This window comes from Bradyrhizobium sp. USDA 3311 (assembly GCF_054062495.1).
This window is the reverse complement of record NZ_JBSSFI010000001.1, coordinates 6,741,823-6,760,358: the sequence shown is the minus strand read 5'-3', so window position 1 is coordinate 6,760,358 and position 18,536 is coordinate 6,741,823. Positions and strand designations below refer to the sequence as shown.

18 protein-coding genes are annotated in these 18,536 nt (G+C 63.5%); 10 read left to right on the top strand and 8 right to left on the bottom strand.

Annotated features, from left to right (window positions below):
- Nucleotides 1-233 precede the first annotated feature (233 nt).
- The 6 genes from ACVWW6_RS32670 (at nt 234) to ACVWW6_RS32645 (ending at nt 6,222) form a co-directional block, all read left to right on the top strand.
- Nucleotides 234-473, top strand: a complete 240-nt coding sequence (locus ACVWW6_RS32670) for a hypothetical protein (RefSeq protein WP_028170951.1) — start codon at nt 234-236, stop codon at nt 471-473.
- Nucleotides 474-700: 227 nt separating this feature from the next.
- Nucleotides 701-3,232 carry a TonB-dependent receptor gene (locus ACVWW6_RS32665; RefSeq protein ID WP_456683206.1) on the top strand — a complete coding sequence of 844 codons (2,532 nt, stop codon included), beginning with the start codon at nt 701-703 and terminating at the stop codon, nt 3,230-3,232.
- A 19-nt stretch (nt 3,233-3,251) separates the two neighbouring features.
- Nucleotides 3,252-3,941 carry a Fe2+-dependent dioxygenase gene (locus tag ACVWW6_RS32660; RefSeq protein WP_456682096.1) on the top strand — a complete coding sequence of 230 codons (690 nt, stop codon included), beginning with the start codon at nt 3,252-3,254 and terminating at the stop codon, nt 3,939-3,941.
- A complete protein-coding gene (exbB, locus tag ACVWW6_RS32655; RefSeq protein WP_456682095.1) occupies nt 3,938-4,918 on the top strand; it encodes a tonB-system energizer ExbB in 981 nt (326 codons plus the stop codon). The genes ACVWW6_RS32660 and exbB overlap by 4 nt, the downstream gene beginning before the upstream one ends.
- A gap of 3 nt (nt 4,919-4,921) precedes the next feature.
- The gene (exbD, locus tag ACVWW6_RS32650) at nt 4,922-5,386 is read left to right on the top strand and encodes a TonB system transport protein ExbD (protein ID WP_456682094.1); all 465 of its coding nucleotides are present in this window, start codon (nt 4,922-4,924) and stop codon (nt 5,384-5,386) included.
- A gap of 8 nt (nt 5,387-5,394) precedes the next feature.
- Complete coding sequence (locus tag ACVWW6_RS32645) at nt 5,395-6,222, top strand: energy transducer TonB family protein (protein ID WP_011086685.1); 828 nt, start codon at nt 5,395-5,397, stop codon at nt 6,220-6,222.
- On the opposite strand, the gene ACVWW6_RS32640 is transcribed toward ACVWW6_RS32645, so the two are convergent.
- From ACVWW6_RS32640 to gntR, 8 genes are all read right to left on the bottom strand, one after another.
- Complete coding sequence (locus tag ACVWW6_RS32640) at nt 6,210-6,632, bottom strand: hypothetical protein (RefSeq protein ID WP_011086686.1); 423 nt, start codon at nt 6,630-6,632, stop codon at nt 6,210-6,212. The genes ACVWW6_RS32645 and ACVWW6_RS32640 overlap by 13 nt on opposite strands.
- A gap of 63 nt (nt 6,633-6,695) precedes the next feature.
- Complete coding sequence (locus ACVWW6_RS32635) at nt 6,696-7,376, bottom strand: site-2 protease family protein (RefSeq protein ID WP_456683205.1); 681 nt, start codon at nt 7,374-7,376, stop codon at nt 6,696-6,698.
- Nucleotides 7,377-7,526: 150 nt separating this feature from the next.
- Nucleotides 7,527-7,919: a GFA family protein gene (locus ACVWW6_RS32630; protein WP_271613036.1), complete on the bottom strand. Its 393-nt coding sequence runs from the start codon at nt 7,917-7,919 to the stop codon at nt 7,527-7,529.
- A gap of 1 nt (nt 7,920) precedes the next feature.
- A complete protein-coding gene (locus ACVWW6_RS32625; RefSeq protein ID WP_456682093.1) occupies nt 7,921-9,054 on the bottom strand; it encodes a serine hydrolase domain-containing protein in 1,134 nt (377 codons plus the stop codon).
- Nucleotides 9,055-9,123: 69 nt separating this feature from the next.
- Entirely contained in the window at nt 9,124-9,870 is a 747-nt protein-coding gene (locus tag ACVWW6_RS32620; protein WP_028170956.1) for an SDR family NAD(P)-dependent oxidoreductase, read from the bottom strand.
- A 124-nt stretch (nt 9,871-9,994) separates the two neighbouring features.
- Nucleotides 9,995-10,726, bottom strand: a complete 732-nt coding sequence (locus tag ACVWW6_RS32615; protein ID WP_271613034.1) for an SDR family oxidoreductase — start codon at nt 10,724-10,726, stop codon at nt 9,995-9,997.
- A 138-nt stretch (nt 10,727-10,864) separates the two neighbouring features.
- Nucleotides 10,865-12,694, bottom strand: coding sequence for an IlvD/Edd family dehydratase (locus ACVWW6_RS32610; protein WP_011086692.1), 1,830 nt, complete (start codon nt 12,692-12,694; stop codon nt 10,865-10,867).
- A gap of 122 nt (nt 12,695-12,816) precedes the next feature.
- A complete protein-coding gene (gene gntR / locus ACVWW6_RS32605; RefSeq protein ID WP_161535276.1) occupies nt 12,817-13,917 on the bottom strand; it encodes an HTH-type transcriptional regulator GntR in 1,101 nt (366 codons plus the stop codon).
- A gap of 200 nt (nt 13,918-14,117) precedes the next feature.
- Between gntR and ACVWW6_RS32600 the strand changes: the two genes are divergently transcribed.
- The 4 genes from ACVWW6_RS32600 (at nt 14,118) to ACVWW6_RS32585 (ending at nt 18,502) form a co-directional block, all read left to right on the top strand.
- Nucleotides 14,118-15,185 (top strand): ABC transporter ATP-binding protein, encoded by a 1,068-nt coding sequence (locus ACVWW6_RS32600; protein WP_011086694.1) that lies wholly within the window; start codon nt 14,118-14,120, stop codon nt 15,183-15,185.
- A 59-nt stretch (nt 15,186-15,244) separates the two neighbouring features.
- On the top strand, nt 15,245-16,564 hold the full coding sequence (locus ACVWW6_RS32595; protein WP_011086695.1) for an ABC transporter substrate-binding protein: 1,320 nt from the start codon (nt 15,245-15,247) through the stop codon (nt 16,562-16,564).
- A gap of 65 nt (nt 16,565-16,629) precedes the next feature.
- Nucleotides 16,630-17,586, top strand: a complete 957-nt coding sequence (locus ACVWW6_RS32590) for a carbohydrate ABC transporter permease (protein WP_028170961.1) — start codon at nt 16,630-16,632, stop codon at nt 17,584-17,586.
- Nucleotides 17,579-18,502: a carbohydrate ABC transporter permease gene (locus ACVWW6_RS32585; protein ID WP_011086697.1), complete on the top strand. Its 924-nt coding sequence runs from the start codon at nt 17,579-17,581 to the stop codon at nt 18,500-18,502. Before ACVWW6_RS32590 ends, ACVWW6_RS32585 begins: the two co-directional genes overlap by 8 nt.
- Nucleotides 18,503-18,536 lie beyond the last annotated feature (34 nt).

Here is an 18,536-nt window from a genome sequence, read left to right as displayed (position 1 = left end):
CCGGTGTGCAGTGCTGCATTTTCCCGCCGCGAGCGATCAGCGTGCAAAAATGAGGCAATGCCCGTAGCCGGTGTGGGTGGCCGCGGCGAGTTGGGAACGAGGCTGGCGCAACACCCGGGCAGGAGCGTCGGGATGTGCGCGTTCCGAGAACGGTTCTAAATCGCGCGGGCGGTGTTTCGGTTGTCAGGAAAATCGGCATCGTTCATATCGGCGCGCCACAACGGGAGCGCAGGATGGACGAATTGAACGGCAAGCTGATCGCGTGTCAGATTCTGATCACGGGATTGATCGCCCGCGTCGCCAACGAGCAGCGCGACCCCTTGCGCTTCCTCACCGACTTCCGCGACGAGATCAAGGCGGTGGTGAAGGGAGTCAACATCGCCGGCATGGACAACACCGATCGTGTGCGTGCCGTCGCGCAGAAGACTGTCGACGAATTGTTCTCGCTGATGAAGCCGCCGAGCAGCGATTGACGCTGCGCACGCGATCGTTGATTTCGCGGCTTTTTTCGCGCTCGTTTTAGAACGACTCCAATCTCACTTTAGAACCGTTTGAAACTGTAGATTAGAATCGTTTTGATCTGGACTTATTCAAGCGTTCTCGCGGCTTGCCCGCATTGACCCACTATTTTGCCGTCGATACCAACAGCCCAATCGCTCATCGAAGTGAATGAGCGGACATGAAGATGGGGCGTGTTGTAATGGGGCAGGTGGTCGCACCGAAGTCGTTGCGTTCGGTCGCAGCATTCGATCTGGCGTATGAAAAGTCCGCGGGCATTTCCGGCAAGAAGGTCTCGGCAGTCGCAAGCCTGATCGCGGCGGCGTCGGTGTCGAGCGGCGCAGAGGCGCAGCAGTCGAACCTGCCGCCGGTGACGGTCGATGCTCCGGTCCAGCGTCCGCGCCCGACGGCCTCGAAGCCCACGCCGGATCAGGTCCGCGCCCGCAACGCGCTTCGCCGCGCCGCGCAGCGCCAGCAGGCCCAGCAGGCTGCTCCGGCGACGCCCTCCGGACCCGCCGACGCGGATCCCTATGCCGATCCGGCCGCGCCCTACAAGGTCGATCACGTGCAGGCCGGGGGCAAGTTTCCGGAGAAATTGGTCGATACGCCTAAGTCGATCACGGTTCTCAGCAAGGAAGTGCTCGAGGACAAGAACGCCACGACGCTGAAGCAGGCGATTCTCAGCACGGCTGGCGTGACGCTTGGATCGGGCGAGGGCGGCAATGCCTTCGGTGACCGCTTCTTCATCCGCGGCTTCGACGCGCGCAACGACATCTTCATCGATGGCGTGCGCGATGCCGGCGTCAGTGTGCGCGAGAACTTCTTCACCGAGCAGGTCGAGATCCTGCGCGGTCCCGGCTCGACCTTTTCCGGCCGCGGTGTCGCCGGTGGTGCGATCAACATCGTCACCAAGCAGGCGACGACGGCAAAGAGCTTCTACAACATGGACACCACGTTTGGCACCGACCAGACCAAGCGTGTCACACTCGACGTCAATCAGGTGATCGACCCGACGCTCGCCGTCCGCGTCGGCGGCCTGTTCCAGGATGCCAACGTCGCCGGCCGCGACTACGTCACCGACAATCGAAACGGCGCCTTCGTCGCCACGACCTGGAAGCCGACCGATACGGTCAAGGTCACCGGCAACTACATTCACACCGAGCTGACCGGCCGCCCGGATTTTGGCGTGCCATATTATCGGCCCAGCACGACGTCGACTGCCGGCGGTCCGTTTCCGGACTTCGGCGCCAATCGCAATAACTGGTACGGCTTCGTCAACCGGGACTTCTTCCGGACCGGCCAGGACATCGGCACAATCAACGCGGAAGTGCAGATCACCCCCGACCTGATGGTCAGCAACAAGATCCGCGCGTCCCGCTCGACGCAGAATTACATCGGTACGCTTCCTGAAGCGCCGAAGCTTGTCGATCCGCTCTCGGCCTCGACGCTGAGTGCAAATCCGCAGAGCCGATTCCAGGTCACGGACGTGTTCGCCAACCAGACCGAGGCAACTTACAAGTTCAACGACGATGTAGGCTTCAGGCACACCTTGCTCGGCGGTGTCGAGTATGATCGCGAGAGATCGTCGATCGACAGTTATACCGGCCTCAGCTCGGAGCTGACGACCGGCACGCCCTTCAGCGGCAGCGGATCGAAGACCGACGTCAGCGTATTCGCTCCGCAATATACCAATCTTCCCTTCGGGATTCCGAGCCTCACCGGCAGTCCCACCAAGATCGGCATCGACACCGTCAGCGGCTACGTCATGGATAGCGCAAACTATCGTGACTTGGTGATCCTGAACGGCGGGTTCCGCTATGATGATTACAGCATCAACACGCGGAAGGTCGGCAGTCCTGGCCAGCAATCGGCGGAGTTTCTAATTCCGAACTTCAACCTCGGCCTGACGTTGAAGCCGGCACCGAACGGCAGTGTCTATGTGGCGTATGCGACCTCGGCGAACCCGGTTGGTGCCGAATTCGACGGCACCAGCACAGCCTATGGCGGCCTCAATCCGAACCTGCCGGGCGGCAATACGCAGATATTCGGCCCCGAGAAGAACAAGGCCATCGAACTCGGCACCAAGTGGGAGCTGTTCGATCGTCATCTGCTTCTGACCGCAGCGTTGTTCCAGACGACGAAAGAGAACGCACGCGAGTCGCAGAACGTGGGCAGTGCGGCCGCTGCAGCTCCTTTGGGATGCGTCTATCCGACCGGAACGACTGGCAATATATCGTGTATCACCGCCGGAGCAGCCTACCGCATCCGCGGCATCGATCTCGGCGTCGGCGGCAAGATCACCGACAAATGGAGCGTGTTCGGCGGTCTCGTGCTGATGCAGTCGGAAGTGACGCAGTCGCTGGCGCCGTCGGCCAACAAGGCGCTGTATCCGACCAATGTCGGGCGTCCGCTCGCCAACATTGCACACGAGTCCTTCAGCTTGCTGACGAAGTACCAGCTCACCGATGTCTGGGAACTGGGTGGGCAGGCGGTCTACCGTTCGAAGATTTACGGCGGCACTTTGCTCGCGGCCAACCAGGGCACGTCGATTCCGAGCTATTGGCGTTTCGACATGTTCGCGGAGGCCAAGATCAACAAGAACTGGCAGGTCAAGCTGTTCGTGAACAACATCTTCGACAAGCGCTACTACGACGCGTTGTACCAGAGCGCGGCACCGTTCGTGCTGGAGGCACCGGGCCGTGCCGCCTATGTGGTGCTCTCGGCGCGCTACTGATGGAGCGATAACCAGTTTCATGCTGACATGCATCGAAAACGTTCTCAGCAAGGATGATGTGGCGGATTTCCGCCGCATCATGGACGCCAGCGCATGGGAGGACGGCCGCTCCACTGCCGGCTCGCAGTCGGCCATGGTCAAGCGCAACGAGCAATTGCCGCCGGACAGCGAGGTCGCGCGCAAGCTCGGCAACCGCATCATCTCGGCGCTGACGTCGAACCCGCGCTTCATCGCGGCGGCGATCCCGCTTCAGATCTTCCCGCCGCTGTTCAACCGCTATGCGGCGAGCAGCGGTCATCATTTCGGCCTGCATGTCGACAATGCGATCCGCGGCGACCGCCTGACCGGCCTTCGCATCCGCACAGACCTGTCGGTCACGCTGTTCCTCGCCGAGCCGGAGGAGTATGACGGTGGCGAACTTGTGATCGAGGACACCTACGGCTCGCACGAAGTCAAGTTGCCAGCCGGCGACTGCGTGCTCTATCCCTCGACCAGCCTGCATCTGGTGACGCCGGTGACCCGGGGAGCGCGGGTTGCATCTTTCTTCTGGCTTCAGAGCATGATACGGGACGATCAAGCCCGGAGCATGATCTTTGACCTCGACACCGCGATACAGGCGCTGGTGGAACGGCTCGGGCGTGACGATCCCGAAACGGTCAAATTGACGGGTATCTATCACAACCTCATTCGCTACTGGGCCGAAGTATGAAGATCATGTCCTTCCAAGCAAGCCGTGCCGCAGCCTTGATGCTGGCGGCCGCCTGGCTCGCATCTCCGGTTTCTGCCCAGACACAGACCCCGCCTGCGGCCCCGGCACAGTCTACGGCCCGGCCGGCACCGGTCAGCCCGGTCCCAGCGGCACCATCGACGACCGCGCCTGCCGCCCCGGCGCCTGCGGCCTCGACGGCGACCGCTCCCGCGGCACCGACGGCATCCCCCGCAGCCATCGCTCCGGCGACTGCGAAGCCCGACGCCGCGTCCGTTACCGCGCCGGCCATGAAGGAATTGTCGCCCTGGGTGATGTTCATGTCGGCGGACGTCATCGTGAAGGCGGTGATGATCGGGCTCGCCTTCGCATCGCTGATGACCTGGACCGTCCTCATCGCCAAGTCGATCGAGCTGTCGGTCGCGTCCGGCAGGCTTCGCTCGGCGCTGAAGAAGATCTCGGAGGCACGGTCGCTCGCTGAAGCGCAGATGGCGCTCGGCACCAAGGAGGGCATCCTGCCGTCCTTCCTGGCGGCAGCGCTGCGCGAGGCACGGATGTCGGCCGGCCTGTCCAGCGATGCCGGCATCAAGGAGCGCGCGGCCTCGAGCTTTTCCGAGATCGTGCGCGCGGAGGCGCGGCGCATCCGCATTGGCATGGGCGTGCTCGCGACCATCGGCTCCACGTCGCCCTTCGTCGGCCTGTTCGGCACGGTCTGGGGCATCATGAACAGCTTCATCGGCATCTCGAAGTCGCAGACCACGAACCTCGCCGTGGTCGCGCCCGGCATCGCCGAGGCGCTGCTCGCCACCGCGATCGGCCTCGTCGCCGCGATCCCTGCGGTCATCATCTACAATCACTTCTCGCGCGTGACGAAGAGCTATCTCGAGCTCGTCAGCCGTGCCTCGGGCGCGGCGGGGCGGCTGCTCTCGCGCGATCTCGATCGCAGCCACGGCAGCGTGCATTCGCGCGCGGCGGAGTGAACCATGGCCGTTTCGCTCGCAGACAACGATGATGACGACGACTTCTCGGAAACGCATGACATCAACGTCACGCCGTTCATCGACGTCATCCTGGTGCTGCTGATCATCTTCATGGTCGCAGCCCCGCTCTCGACGGTCGATCTGCCGATCGATCTGCCGACGTCGAGCTCGACGCCGCAGAAGAAGCCGGACAAGCCGACCTATCTCAGCATCAAGCGCGATCTGACGCTCGCCATCGGAGAGGATTCCGTCCACCGCGCCGAGCTGATCGGCACGCTCGACGGGCTGTCCGACATGAGCAAGGACAAGTACGTCTTCCTGCGTGCCGATCGCTCCGTGCCCTATGGCGAGTTGATGGGCGTCATGGAGCTGTTGCGCTCCGGCGGCTACACGCGGGTGAAGCTGGTTGCGCTCGAAGGCTCGCCCACGGCGGCGGGATCGGCCGCCGCTGGCGCGGCGCAGCCATAGGGGGCGTCATGTCCGACGTCGAACTCGAACCCAGACCAGCCCGGCGGCTTTGGATTTTGGCGGCGGTTGCGGCGCTCGCGCTCCATTTGGGCGGGGCCGCGCTGGCGCTCGCGAACCTGCGGGCCGACGACGGCGACGAGGGGTTGGGCGCTGCGGGAGCGGAGTTCGCGGTCGAGATGACGTCGCCGCCGGTTCAGGAGTCCGACAGGGCACCCGGGCCGACGGACTCTGAGGAGCAGGAAGAGCGCCCGGCGCTGCCCGAGCAGAAGGCCGAGGTCAAGGAGACGGATCTTCCACAGGATCGGCCGCAACAGGCCGAGGATCCCGATCGCCTCGTCACCGAGAACAAGCCGAAGAAGGAGCAGGACGACGATCCGAAGGTGGCCGCCGTCGAAACGCCGGCCATGGAGGCATCGCAGAAGTCGGTCGCCATGGAGCGCCAAACCTTTGAAGACGCCACGCGCGAGGCCGAGAAGGCGATGGCGCCGGTTCTCGGCATCGGCAAGGACATCCTGAAGCTGACGGCCGACTGGAACCGTAAGATCAGCGCGCACCTATCTGCGCACAAGGTCAACCCGGAGGGCAAGGAGCCCAATAACCAGACGGTCAAGGTGAGCTTCGCGCTCAACCGACGGGGGAACGTGATCTCGGTTGACGTCGTGGAGTCGTCCGGAGATGCGGCTTACGATGCCGCCGCGATCTCCATGGTCCACAAATCCGATCCTTTCCCGACACCGCCCGCCGCGCTGACCGAGGACCGGATCGAGCGCACGGTCCCCATCATCTTCAAGCCGCCGGACGAGAAGAAAAAGAAGAAGACGGCTCAGCGCCAGTAGAGCCGGATTCCGACATAGACCACGACCAGGCAGGCGAAGATCAGCGCCACCGGAAGCGGTCGCTTCTGGGTTCCACCGAGTGTCGTCGCCCCGAAGGCGGCAGACCTCTTCGGCTTCGGTGCCGGACGGCGGAAAGCGGTAACATTGTCCGCCGCCGTTTCAGGCGGGCGGGTGCGGACGTCGGGCGGGGTTCCGGCGCCGCCCATCTCGGCATAGTAGGCCCGGTAGATCGCGCCGATGGTGGCTTCTGTAGCCTCGCCCTCGCTCATCTGCGCCAGCAGGTTCTTGTAGCTCGCGAGGAACTCCTGGGCTTCCGGCGGCAGCGCGGACGACCCGTTGAGCTTGGCCATCATCTTCCAGGTGGCAAAATCGGCGCGGGCTCGGGTGTCGGCGCGTCGCGCGATCAGCATATCGGCAGCTTTGACCAAGTCGGCCTCTGACCCTTCGGCTTGTGTTCGGGTGTCGTAGTTCAACTACGCGTTGCCGGTCAGGAAGAGAACAGCCTGAATCACATAACCGGTCAACGTTCGCAGTATTGCTGAAATAACATCAAGATTTAGACCGAACTGCGAGCCCGCAAGCGGCAGCAGGATCAACAGGCCGATCAGGATCAGCATACCGAACGGCTCGAGCCGGGCCAGCGGCAGGGCGAGCGGCCGTGGCAGCAGCCCGACCGCGACGCGCCCGCCGTCGAGCGGCGGGATCGGCATCATGTTGAACACGGCCAGGACGGCGTTAATCAGCAGCGCATTCTTGAGATTGTCGAAGATCCACTGCGCGGACCCCGCCGGCGCCAAGGGCAGGGCGTGGAGAGTGAGAGCCGCCGCCAGCGCCAGCAGGATGTTGGTCGCGGGCCCGGCCAGCGCCACCCAGACCATGTCGAGCCTGGGGTTGTTGAGCTTGCGGAAATTCACCGGCACCGGCTTGGCGTAGCCGAACAGGAACGGCGAATGCGCAAACAGCAGCATTGCCGGCAGGATCAGGGTACCGAAAGGGTCGATGTGGCGGAGCAGGTTGAAGCTGACGCGGCCGAGCTGCCAGGCCGTGTTGTCGCCGAGCCGATGCGCGACGAAGGCGTGCGCCGCTTCGTGGAAGGTGATGGCGAGCACCAGCGGCAGCACCCACACCGAAAGGTCATAAAGGGAAATGTTCACGGCTCGTCCGTCCCGGTTTGCCTGCGGCCTTGCAGCCGTCCCAGCCAACCGGCGGTGCAGCAACGCTTCAGCTCAAGATAGGGTGGCGGGTTCCGAAATACCACGCCGCAAATGACCGGCGGACCGTCCCCGCCGTGCAGTCGTGCAAATTCATGCAGGAATCGTCGTCTGATATTGCGTCAGGCCGTCGTCGAGCTTCAGCCAGGCGAGCTTCTCCGACACCCAGATGTGCTCGGTCGGCGCGAAGGCGTTGCGGTCGTCGAAGGTGGCGAGTGCTACACCGGCCAGCGTGCCGTTGCGTCGCCAGGCGAACAGGCGTGTGCCGCAGCGCTTGCAGAACACGCGGTCGATGTTCTCGGACGAGGCATAGCGCTCGGTCTCGCCCTCGACGGTCAGCGCACGCTGGTCGAATTGTGCGCGGGCGAAGTAGGGCGAGCCCATCGCCTTCTGGCACAAGCGGCAATGGCAGATGCGGACGTTGAGCGGCTCGCCCTCCGCCTTGAACCGCACCGCGCCGCACAGGCATCCACCTTCCCGGATCATGTCAGGCCACCCGCCATTCGCCGACCTGGCGCGCCATGCTCCAGTTGAGATTGTCGAGATCGCCATCCATGTTGGAATTCCCGCGTCTTGTGTTGGTGAAGGCGGCCCAGCAGAAGCCGCCATGGGTGCGCACGGCAATCGTGCTCGTGCCCGGCAGGCTGCCATTGTGCCACCAATTGTCTGACTTGTTGACACAGAAACCCTTGGCATAGTCCGGGCTGTAGCTGGGCGCGGTGGTCATGACCTCTATGGTGCGCGGCCGCAGGATGTTCGCGGGTCTCGTGTAACCGTCGACATGCATCAGGAACTGCACGAGATCCGCCGGCGTCGCGATCCAGCCGCCATGGGAATCCATCCGCCTCACTTTCATGTCGTAGGGATTTTCGCCCTGGCCGTAATAGGCGACCTCGCCGGTCTGGCGCTGCTCGCGCGTGTTGCCCGCGATGGTCATGTCGGTGACGCCGCAGCGCGCGAGCACATCGGTGCGGACGTGCTCGGCATAGGGCTGGCCGGTGAGCTTCTCGATCACGCGCCCGAGCACGCAATAGCCGAAATTGGAGTAGGCGTAGTGCTGGCCCGGCGGGCGGTCGAGCGGCCGGTTGGCCAGCGTCCAGGCGATCAGCTCGGCATGATCCATCCGCGGATGGGTGAACATGGGATCGCGGTTGTCGTTGCTCCAGCCGCCGGCGGTGTGGGTCAGCAGATGCTCGAGCGTGATCTGGTCGATGCCGGCGGAGTAGGGCGGCTGTCCGTAATCGGTGCCGAGCAACGCGCCCGGGCCGAACACGCGATCCGCCAGCTTGAGGCGGTTCTCCTCGATCAGGCGGAAGATCGTGACCGAGGTGATCATCTTGCTGACGCTGGCGATCCGGAACAGATGCCGCGGTGTTACGGCCTCGTTCCGCTCGATATCGGCAACACCGAAGGCGTCCTCATGGACAACAGTGCCGGCATAGCCGATAGCAACGGAGAGTGCCGGCACGCCGTACTTGTCCATGAAGCTGTGCGCGAGCCGTGCCATGGCGCCGCGCTCGGCGGGTGAGGGCGGGCGGATGTTCGGCGGGTTGGGCGAGAGTTGCGCGAACGTCGTCGACGACAGCAGCGGCAGCGCGCCTGCGCCCGCTGCGAGCTTCACGAAATCCCGACGCCCAAAATCCCGACAACCAAGCCGCATGGTCCGCCCCTTCCAGGGGCGGCCAATGCTTCAGTAGGTCGCCCGTCCACCGGAAATATCAAACACCGCGCCGGTGGAGAAGGCACAATCTTCGGATGCGAGCCAGCTCACCATCGCGGCGAGCTCTTCCACCTGCACGAAGCGCGCTTTCGGGATTTTCGACAGCATGAAGTCGATATGCTGCTGCGTCATCTGGTCGAAGATCGCGGTCTTCGCCGCCGCCGGCGTCACCGCATTGACGAGGATGTCGTGCGCGGCGAGCTCCTTGCCGAGCGATTTCGTCAGCGCGATCAGGCCGGCCTTGGACGCCGAATAGTGCGAGGCGTTCGGATTGCCTTCCTTGCCGGCGATCGAGGCGATGTTCACGATCCGCCCGTATTTCTGCTTGAGCATTTCCGGCACGATCGCCTTGCAGCAGATGAAGGGGCCGTCGAGGTTGATGCGCAGCACCTTGCGCCATTCCTCGAGGTCAGTCTCCCAGACCGGCTTGTTGACGCCGGCGATACCGGCATTGTTGACCAGGATGTCGATCTTGCCGAAGGCGGCCAGCGTGGCATCGCGGGCCTGCTCGACGGCTGCGGTGTCGGTGACGTCGACCTTGAACACCTTGGTCTCGCCGCCGATCTCCTTTGCCGTCATCTCGGCCAGCGCGGCGTCGAAATCCCAGATCGCGACCTTGGCGCCGGAGGCGGCGAAGCGCTGAACGATGGCGCGGCCAAAGCCCTGTGCGCCGCCGGTGACGATGGCGACGCGGCCGTTGAGGTCGATCTTGTTCATCGAAAAATCCCTCTATCTGTCCCTCACGGTGAGGAGCGCGCGCTTGGCGCGCGTCTCGACCCATGGAGCCCGTGGCCCGTCCCTCGAGACGGCGCTTGTCGCGCCTCCTCGGGACGAGACGTGATCAGAGCATGTAGCCGCCGTCGACGACGAGGTCGACGCCGGTGGTGAACGCGCTCTCGTCGCTGCCGAGATAGACCGCCATGGAGGCGATTTCGTCGGCGGTGCCGAGCCGGCCCATCTTCTGGCGGGAGATGAACATCTCCTTGCCCTGCGGTCCTTGCGCGGCGGCGCGGTCGAGCATCGAGGGAGTCTCGACGGTGCCCGGGCAGATGCTGTTGCAGCGGATGCCCTTGGTGATGAAGTCGAGCGCGACGGCGCGGGTCAGCAGCGACACGGCGGCTTTCGAAGAGCTGTAGACATAGCGGTTGGCAGGCGGCCGCAGCGCGGCGCAGGACGAGATGTTGACGATGCTGCCACCGCCGCCAGCGAGCATGTCCGGCAGAAAGGCCCTGATGGTCCGGTGCATCGACTTGACGTTGAGATCGAACGAAAAGTCAAAATCCTCTTCCGAACATTCCAGGATGGTGCCGTGGTGCACGAAGCCGGCCGCATTGAGCAGGATGTCGATCTTGCCGACGCGTTTTGCAAAAGCATTGACGTCGGCGGTGTTGCGGACGTCGAGCTTGGCGACCTCGGCGATGCCTTCCTTGGTCAGGCCCGCGATGCCGGCCTCGTTGATGTCGGTGGCAATGACGGTTGCGCCTTCACGCGCGAATGCGAGGGCGCAAGCGCGCCCGATGCCAGCTGCTGCTGCCGTGATGACGGCGCGCTTTCCCTTGAGGCGGTCTGCCATTTTCTTGTTCTCCTTTGAATTTTTTGTCGTCATTCCGGGGCGCGCCTCTTGGCGCGAACCCGGAATCCATCGGGCCACAGCGTCCGTTGATCAATGGATTCCGGGCTCGCGACTTCGTCGCGCCCCGGAATGACAATGTCAGTGATTATCCCGCGCCACTCCAAAGGTGCCGGCGACGTTCTGGTAGCGCGTGGCGAGCTCCATGCAGGCGCCGGTCGACTGCTGGCCGACGGTGCTGCGGTAGATCTCCTGCCACGGCGTCTGGTTCGGCGGATGCTTGAAGCCGCCATTGGCCTTGAGCTCGGCGTGGCGCTTCTTCAGCTCGTCGTCCGAGATCAGGATGTTGGCGCTGCCCTTGTTGAGGTCGATGCGGACCTTGTCGCCGGTCTTGAGGATCGCGAGGCCGCCATTGGCGGCCGCTTCCGGCGAGGCATTCAGGATCGACGGCGAGCCCGAGGTACCGGACTGGCGGCCGTCGCCGATGCAGGGCAGGGACAGGATGCCGCGTTTGATCAGCGCCGCCGGCGGCTGCATGTTCACGACCTCGGCGCCGCCAGGATAGCCGATCGGGCCGGTGCCGCGGATGAACAGCACGCAGCGCTCGTCGATGTCGAGCGAGGCATCGTCGATCCGCGCGTGATAATCCTCCGGACCCTCGAACACGATGGCGCGGCCCTCGAAGGCGTTGAGATCTCCAGGCTTGCTGAGATAGCGGTCGCGGAATTCCTTGGAGATCACGCTGGTCTTCATGATCGCGGAATCGAACAGATTGCCCTTCAGCACCAGGAAGCCGGCGTCCTTCACCAGCGGCTTGTCGTAGGACCAGATCACGTCGTTGTCGGGCGTGGGCGCATTGGCGCAGTTCTCGCCGATGCCGCGACCGTTCACGGTGACCGCGTCTTCGTGGATGCGCTTGTGCTTCATCAGTTCGCGCACCACGGCCGGCACGCCGCCGGCGCGGTGGAATTCTTCGCCGAGATAGAAGCCGGCCGGCTGCATGTTGACCAGCAGCGGCACGTCGTGGCCGACCTTCTGCCAGTCGTCGATCGAGAGCTCGACGCCGATGTGGCGCGCCAGCGCGTTGATGTGGATCGGTGCGTTGGTCGAGCCGCCGATCGCCGAATTGATCACGATGCAGTTCTCGAACGCCTTGCGGGTCAGGATGTCCGAGGGCTTGAGGTCCTCCCAGACCATCTCGACGATGCGCTTTCCGGTCTCGTAGGCGATCTGGCCGCGCTCGCGATAGGGGGCGGGGATCGCCGCACAGCCCGGCAGCGAGAAGCCGAGCGCTTCGGCCAGCCCGTTCATGGTCGAGGCGGTGCCCATGGTGTTGCAATGGCCGACCGAGGGCGCCGAGGACGCCACGATCTCCATGAACTCTTCATAGTCGATCTCGCCGGCGGCAAGCCGCTCGCGCGACTTCCAGACGATGGTGCCGGAGCCGGTCCGCTCGCCGGCATGCCAGCCGTTCAGCATCGGGCCGCCCGACAGCACGATCGCGGGCAGGTTCACGGTCGCCGCCGCCATCATGCAGGCGGGCGTGGTCTTGTCGCAGCCGGTGGTCAGCACCACGCCGTCGAGCGGATAGCCGTAAAGGATTTCGACGAGGCCGAGATAGGCGAGGTTGCGGTCGAGCGCCGCGGTCGGGCGCTTGCCGGTCTCCTGTATGGGATGGGTCGGGAATTCCATCGCGATGCCGCCGGCCTCTCGGATGCCCTCGCGGACGCGGTGGGCGAGCTCGATATGGTGGCGGTTGCAAGGGGAGAGGTCGTTGCCGGTCTGGGCGATGCCGATGATCGGCTTGCCGGACTGCAGCTCGGCGCGGGTGAGGCCATAGTTCAGATAGCGCTCCATATAGAGCGCCGTCATGCCCGGGTTATGCGGGTTGTTGAACCATTCCTGCGAGCGAAGGTGGCGACGGGCGCCGTTACCGGCGGGCGCGTGCCCATTGGTTGGCTTTTTTGTCATTGGGTTCTCCTGCAATGCAAACGCACTGGCGTCGGTCTTGGGGTGTCGGCTTGTGCGATGCCCAGCGGCGCTAGCGATGACCTGCCTTCCCGCTGGCGGGTCGTTTCCTCACAAATCCGATACTAGTCATGGCTACTTGGTAACGCTACCATTTTGTTCGCAGTGCCCGCACCTGACGCAGCCGGCCTGCCGTCTGAACGTCGCGCCGACGAGCTTTGCCGCTCGATCACCTTGAAGCCGAGATCGAGCACCGGCTGCTCCGGGCGCCGTCCGTCGATCGCCTCGATCAGCATGGTGGCGGCTGTCTTGCCCATCTCGTAGCGGTTGGTGCGCACGCTGGTCAGGGTGGGGACGGCGGAGGCCATGAATTCGAGGTCGTTGAAGCCGACGATCGCGATCTGCTCGGGGACGCCGATCTCGCGGCGCCGGCATTCGAACAGCACGCCGAGCGCGAGGTCGTCGTTGGCGCAGAACACCGCATCGAGGTCGGGCTCGCGTGCCAGGAGATCGGTGAACAGGGCGCCGCCGAGCGTCACCGACGTCGGCGTGGCGGTCGTGACGACGAGGCGTTGCTCGAACAGGGAGGCGTCCTTCATGGCCGAGACATATCCGTCCAGCCGCCGCTGCACCCGCGGGTCCATGCGCGCGCCGACGAATCCGATCTTGCGGTGACCTTGCGCGAACAGGTGGGCAACCGCCGCGCGTGCTGCCTCATAGTGGGAAAAGCCGATCATCATGTCGACCGGATTGGGCCCGATCTCCATGATCTGCACGATCGGACAGTCGGCCGCCTCCAGCATCGCGCGCGATTCCGCGGTCTGGTCGATGCCGGTGACGATCAGCCCGGCAGGCTTCTGCGCAAGAAACAGGCGCAGCAGCTTCTCCTCCTGGAGGATGCTGTAGCGTGTGTTGGACAGCTGGATCGAGTAACGGCCGCCTTCGGAGGCGTCATAGATGCCGCGCAGCACGTCGGAAAACACGTTGTTGGTCAGTGACGGAATCAAGACACCGATAACCTCGGTGCGTTGCGAGGCGAGCGCGCGTGCCGCCAGGTTCGGCACATAGCCGAGCTCCTTGGCCGCGCTCTCGACCCGCGTCCGCTTGGCGACCGAGAGCGCTTCGGGGTTACGGAAGAAGCGGGACGCCGTGATCGGGCTGACGCCGGCAAGCTCGGCGACTTCCGCCAGCCGGATTTTGCCTGACTTGGTGCGTTTTCGACCCATTGCTGCTCTTAACACAGTCACTGCCGCAAACAAAGGAACGTTGACAGCGCTACCAGCAACGACTAACCAAAGACAAATTGCCAAAACCGCACAAACTGCCGACAATGTCGCCTGTTAAGACCGGGCTTCGTTCGGCGAAGTTCAGAAAAAACAAGACGGTCGCGGCGCGAGGCGCCGTGGACTTTCGAGGAGGGAGCTAGATGTCGTCTGTGCAAATCCGCGACGTGCGGAAATCGTTCGGCAACTTTGAAGTCCTGCACGGCGTCTCGATCCCGATCGAGGACGGCCAGTTCGTCGTTCTGGTGGGCCCCTCCGGCTGCGGCAAGTCGACGCTTCTGCGCATGCTCGCAGGCCTCGAGAACATCACCTCCGGCACGATCTCGATCGGCGACCGCGTCGTCAATAATGTCCAGCCCAAGGAGCGGGACATTGCGATGGTGTTCCAGAACTACGCGCTCTATCCGCATATGACCGTTGGCGAGAATATGGGCTTCTCGCTGAAGCTGCGGAACGCGAGTTCCGACGAGATCAACAAGCGCGTCAAGCGCGCCGCCGAGATCCTCGCGCTGTCGCCGCTGCTCGAGCGCTATCCGCGCCAGCTCTCCGGCGGCCAGCGTCAGCGCGTCGCCATGGGCCGCGCCATCGTGCGCGATCCGCAGGTCTTCCTGTTCGACGAGCCCTTGTCGAACCTCGACGCCAAGTTGCGCGTCGCCATGCGCACCGAGATCAAGGAGCTGCACCAGCGGCTGAAGACCACGACCGTCTACGTCACCCACGACCAGATCGAGGCCATGACTATGGCCGACAAGATCGTCGTCATGCATGACGGCATCGTCGAGCAGATGGGCACGCCGCTCGAGCTCTACGACAAGCCTGAAAACCAGTTCGTTGCCGGCTTCATCGGCTCGCCGGCCATGAACTTCCTGAAGGGGCATGTCCGCGTCAACGGCACTGCGACCTTCGAAGGGCCGAACGGCGTCAAGCTGCCGCTCAGGAACGCGCCGGAGGGGGCCGACGGCCGTCCCGTGGTCTTTGGTGTCCGGCCCGAGCATTTCACCATCGCCGACGATGGCGCTGAGGCCGAGATCGTCGTGGTCGAGCCGACCGGCTCGGAAACCCAGGTCTTCGCCAAGCTCGGCGGCGAGCAGGTCGTCGCCGTTTTCCGCGAGCGTCACCAGTTCAACCCGGGCGACAAGGTCCGGCTGAGGCCCGATCCGTCGGTGGTTCACCTGTTCGACGAGGCCACGGGGAAACGGCTCAATGCGTAATGCAAGCTGAATAAGGCAGACTGCAAAAGACTACAAAAAAGCATCACAGGGAGGACGACATGCAAGACTTTACCCGCCGGGCTCTGCTCCAAGGCGGAACCGCGCTGGCTGCCACCGGCGCACTGACCGGGCCGGCACTGTTCGACTTCGCAAGGGCTTGGGCGGCGGACTCGCCGTGGAAGGCCGAGCCGGGCGCCAAGCTGACGGTGATGCGCTGGAAGCGTTTCGTGCCGCAGGAAGACGAAGCATTCAACGCCATGGTCGCGGCGTTCAAGACTGCGACCGGCACCGAGATGAACGTGTTCAGCGAGTCCTTCGAGGACGTGCAGCCGAAGGCATCGGTTGCCGCCAACACCGGCTCGGGTCTCGATCTGGCCTGGGGCCTGCACACGCTGCCGCAGCTGTTCCCGACCAAGGTCCTCAAGATGAACGACGTCGCCGATTATCTCGGCAAGAAGTACGGCGGATGGACCGATGCGGCAGCCAAGACCTGCAAGCTCGGTGACGACTGGTTGGGAATCCCGGTTGCGACCAACGGCGGCTACATGACGTACCGCAAGTCGGCGACGGACAAGGCCGGCTTCAAGGAATTCCCGAAGGACTTCCCCGGCTTCCTCGAGATGTGCAAGGCACTGAAGGCAAACAACACGCCGGCCGGCTTTGCCCTCGGCCATGCCAGCGGCGACGGCAACTCATGGCTGCACTGGGTCCTCTGGGGCCACGGCGCTTACACGGTCGACCAGAACGACAAGGTCATCATCAATTCGCCGGAGACGGCGAAGGCGCTGGAGTATTGCAAGGCGCTTTACGAGACCTTCATCCCGGGCACGCCGTCGTGGAACGACTCCTCCAACAACAAGGCGTACCTGGCTGGCGAACTCTATTGTACGGCCAACGGCATCTCGATCTACGTGGGGGCCAAGACCGATCCGACCAAGAAGGAGCTGACTGAGGACACCTATCACGCCCTGTGGCCGGTGGGTCCGATCGGCAAGCCGACCGAATTGCAGCTTGCGCTGCCCATCCTCGCGTTCAACTTCACCAAATATCCGAACGCAGCGAAGGCCTTCATCGCCTTCATGCTGGAGAAGGAGAACTACGAGAAGTGGTTGAGCGGTGCGCAAGGCTATTTGACGCAGACCTTGAACGCCTATGAGACGGCCCCGGTCTGGACCGCGGATCCCAAGAACGCCGTGTTTGCGCAGGCGTCCAAGCGTACGTTGCCGGCCTCGGGCATCGGCACTGTGGGCGAGAAGGCGGCAACCGCAATCGCCGACTTCATCGTCGTCGACATGTTCGCCAACTATTGCACCGGCACCAAGGACGTGAAGGGCTCAATGGCGGAAGCCGAGCGCCAGTTGAAGCGCATCTATCGTTAACCGTCGCGGAGTGGGTGGTCTCGCCGGCCACCCCACTCGTCAACACTCCGATCAGGGATCCGAGCATGGCCGATATCGCAGTTGCTCCCCGCGCCAAGCCGCAGATTCAAAAGGCACGCGCCTGGGACCAGCTCAAGCACAACCGCAACTGGCTCGGTTTCTGGTTCATGGTGCCGGCCATGGCATTCCTGATCTTCTTCCTGGCCTATCCGCTCGGGCTCGGGATCTGGCTGTCCTTCACCGATACCCGCATCGGCCGCGTCGGGCACTTCATCGGCACCGAGAACTACGAATGGCTCTGGGACGATTCCATCTTCTGGCTGTCGGTGTTCAACACGCTGCTCTACACCTTCGTCGCCAGCGCCGTTAAATTCGCGGTCGGGCTCTATCTCGCGCTGCTCCTGAACGAACACATGCCGTTCAAGGCGATGCTGCGCGCAGCCGTACTGATCCCGTTCATCGTGCCCACGGTGCTCTCCGCGCTGGCGTTCTGGTGGATATTCGACTCTCAGTTCTCCATCATCTCATGGTCGTTGCGGCATCTCGGGCTGATCAGCCAGAACATCAATTTCCTCGGGGATACCACCTGGGCGAGGATCTGCGTTATCTTCGCCAATATCTGGCGCGGAGTGCCGTTCGTGGCGATCACGCTGCTCGCCGGCCTGCAGACGGTATCGCCCTCGCTCTATGAAGCAGCGACCCTGGACGGCGCCACGCGCTGGCAGAATTTCCGCTTCATTACCTATCCGCTGCTGACGCCGATCATTGCGGTGGTGATGACTTTCTCGGTGCTGTTCACCTTCACCGACTTCCAGCTGATCTGGGCGATGACGCGCGGCGGCCCGGTCAACGCAACCCACCTGATGGCGACGCTGTCCTATCAGCGCGCGATCATCGCAGGGCAACTCGGCGAGGGCGCCGCGATCTCGAGCGCCATGATTCCATTCCTGCTTGCCGCGATCATGGTCTCGTGGTTCGGCCTCCAGCGTCGCAAGTGGCAACAGGGAGAAAGCAATGACTGATCTTCCTGCCTCGAAAGTCGATCTCAAGTCGGTGCTGTCGACGCCGGCGCGCGCCGATAACAGCGAGGGCATGAGCTACCTCCAGTCCGTGCCGCGGCGCATGGTGACGCTCTATCTGCCGCTCACGATCATCGTCGTGGTCCTGCTGTTCCCGTTCTACTGGATGGCGCTGACCTCGGTGAAGCCGGACGAGCAGCTGCTCGATCTCGACAAGTTCAATCCGTTCTGGACCTGGAATCCGACCTTCAAGCACTTCTACAAGCTGCTGTTCGAGAGCTACTATCCGCATTGGCTCTGGAACACGATGTATGTGGCGATCTGCGCCACGGTGCTCTCGATCGTCGCATCGGTGTTTGCGGCCTACGCCATCGTGCGGCTGCGTTACAAGGGCGCCAACCTCGTCGGAGGGCTGATCTTCCTTGCCTATCTCGTGCCGCCTTCGATCCTGTTCATTCCGCTCGCCACCGTCGTGTATCAGTACGGCCTTTTCGACTCGCCGCTGGCGCTGATCTTGACCTATCCGACGATCCTGATCCCGTTCTCGACCTGGCTGTTGATGGGCTATTTCAAGACCATCCCCTTCGAGCTCGAGGAATGCGCGCTGATCGACGGAGCGAGCCGCTGGCAGATCCTGATCAAGATCGTCGTGCCGCTCGCAATCCCCGGCCTCATCTCGGCCTTCATCTTCTGTTTCACGCTGTGCTGGAACGAGTTCATCTACGCACTGACCTTCCTGCAATCGACCAGCAACAAGACGGTGCCGGTCGCGATCGTCAACGAGTTCGTGGATGGTGACATCTACCGTTGGGGTTCGCTGATGGCGGGGGCGCTGGCCGGCTCGCTGCCGCTCGTCATCCTTTACGCCTTCTTCGTGGAGCATTATGTGTCGGCGATGACCGGCGCCGTGAAGGAATGATCGCGGGGCTTGCCGAGGGCGCGTCAGGAGCGGC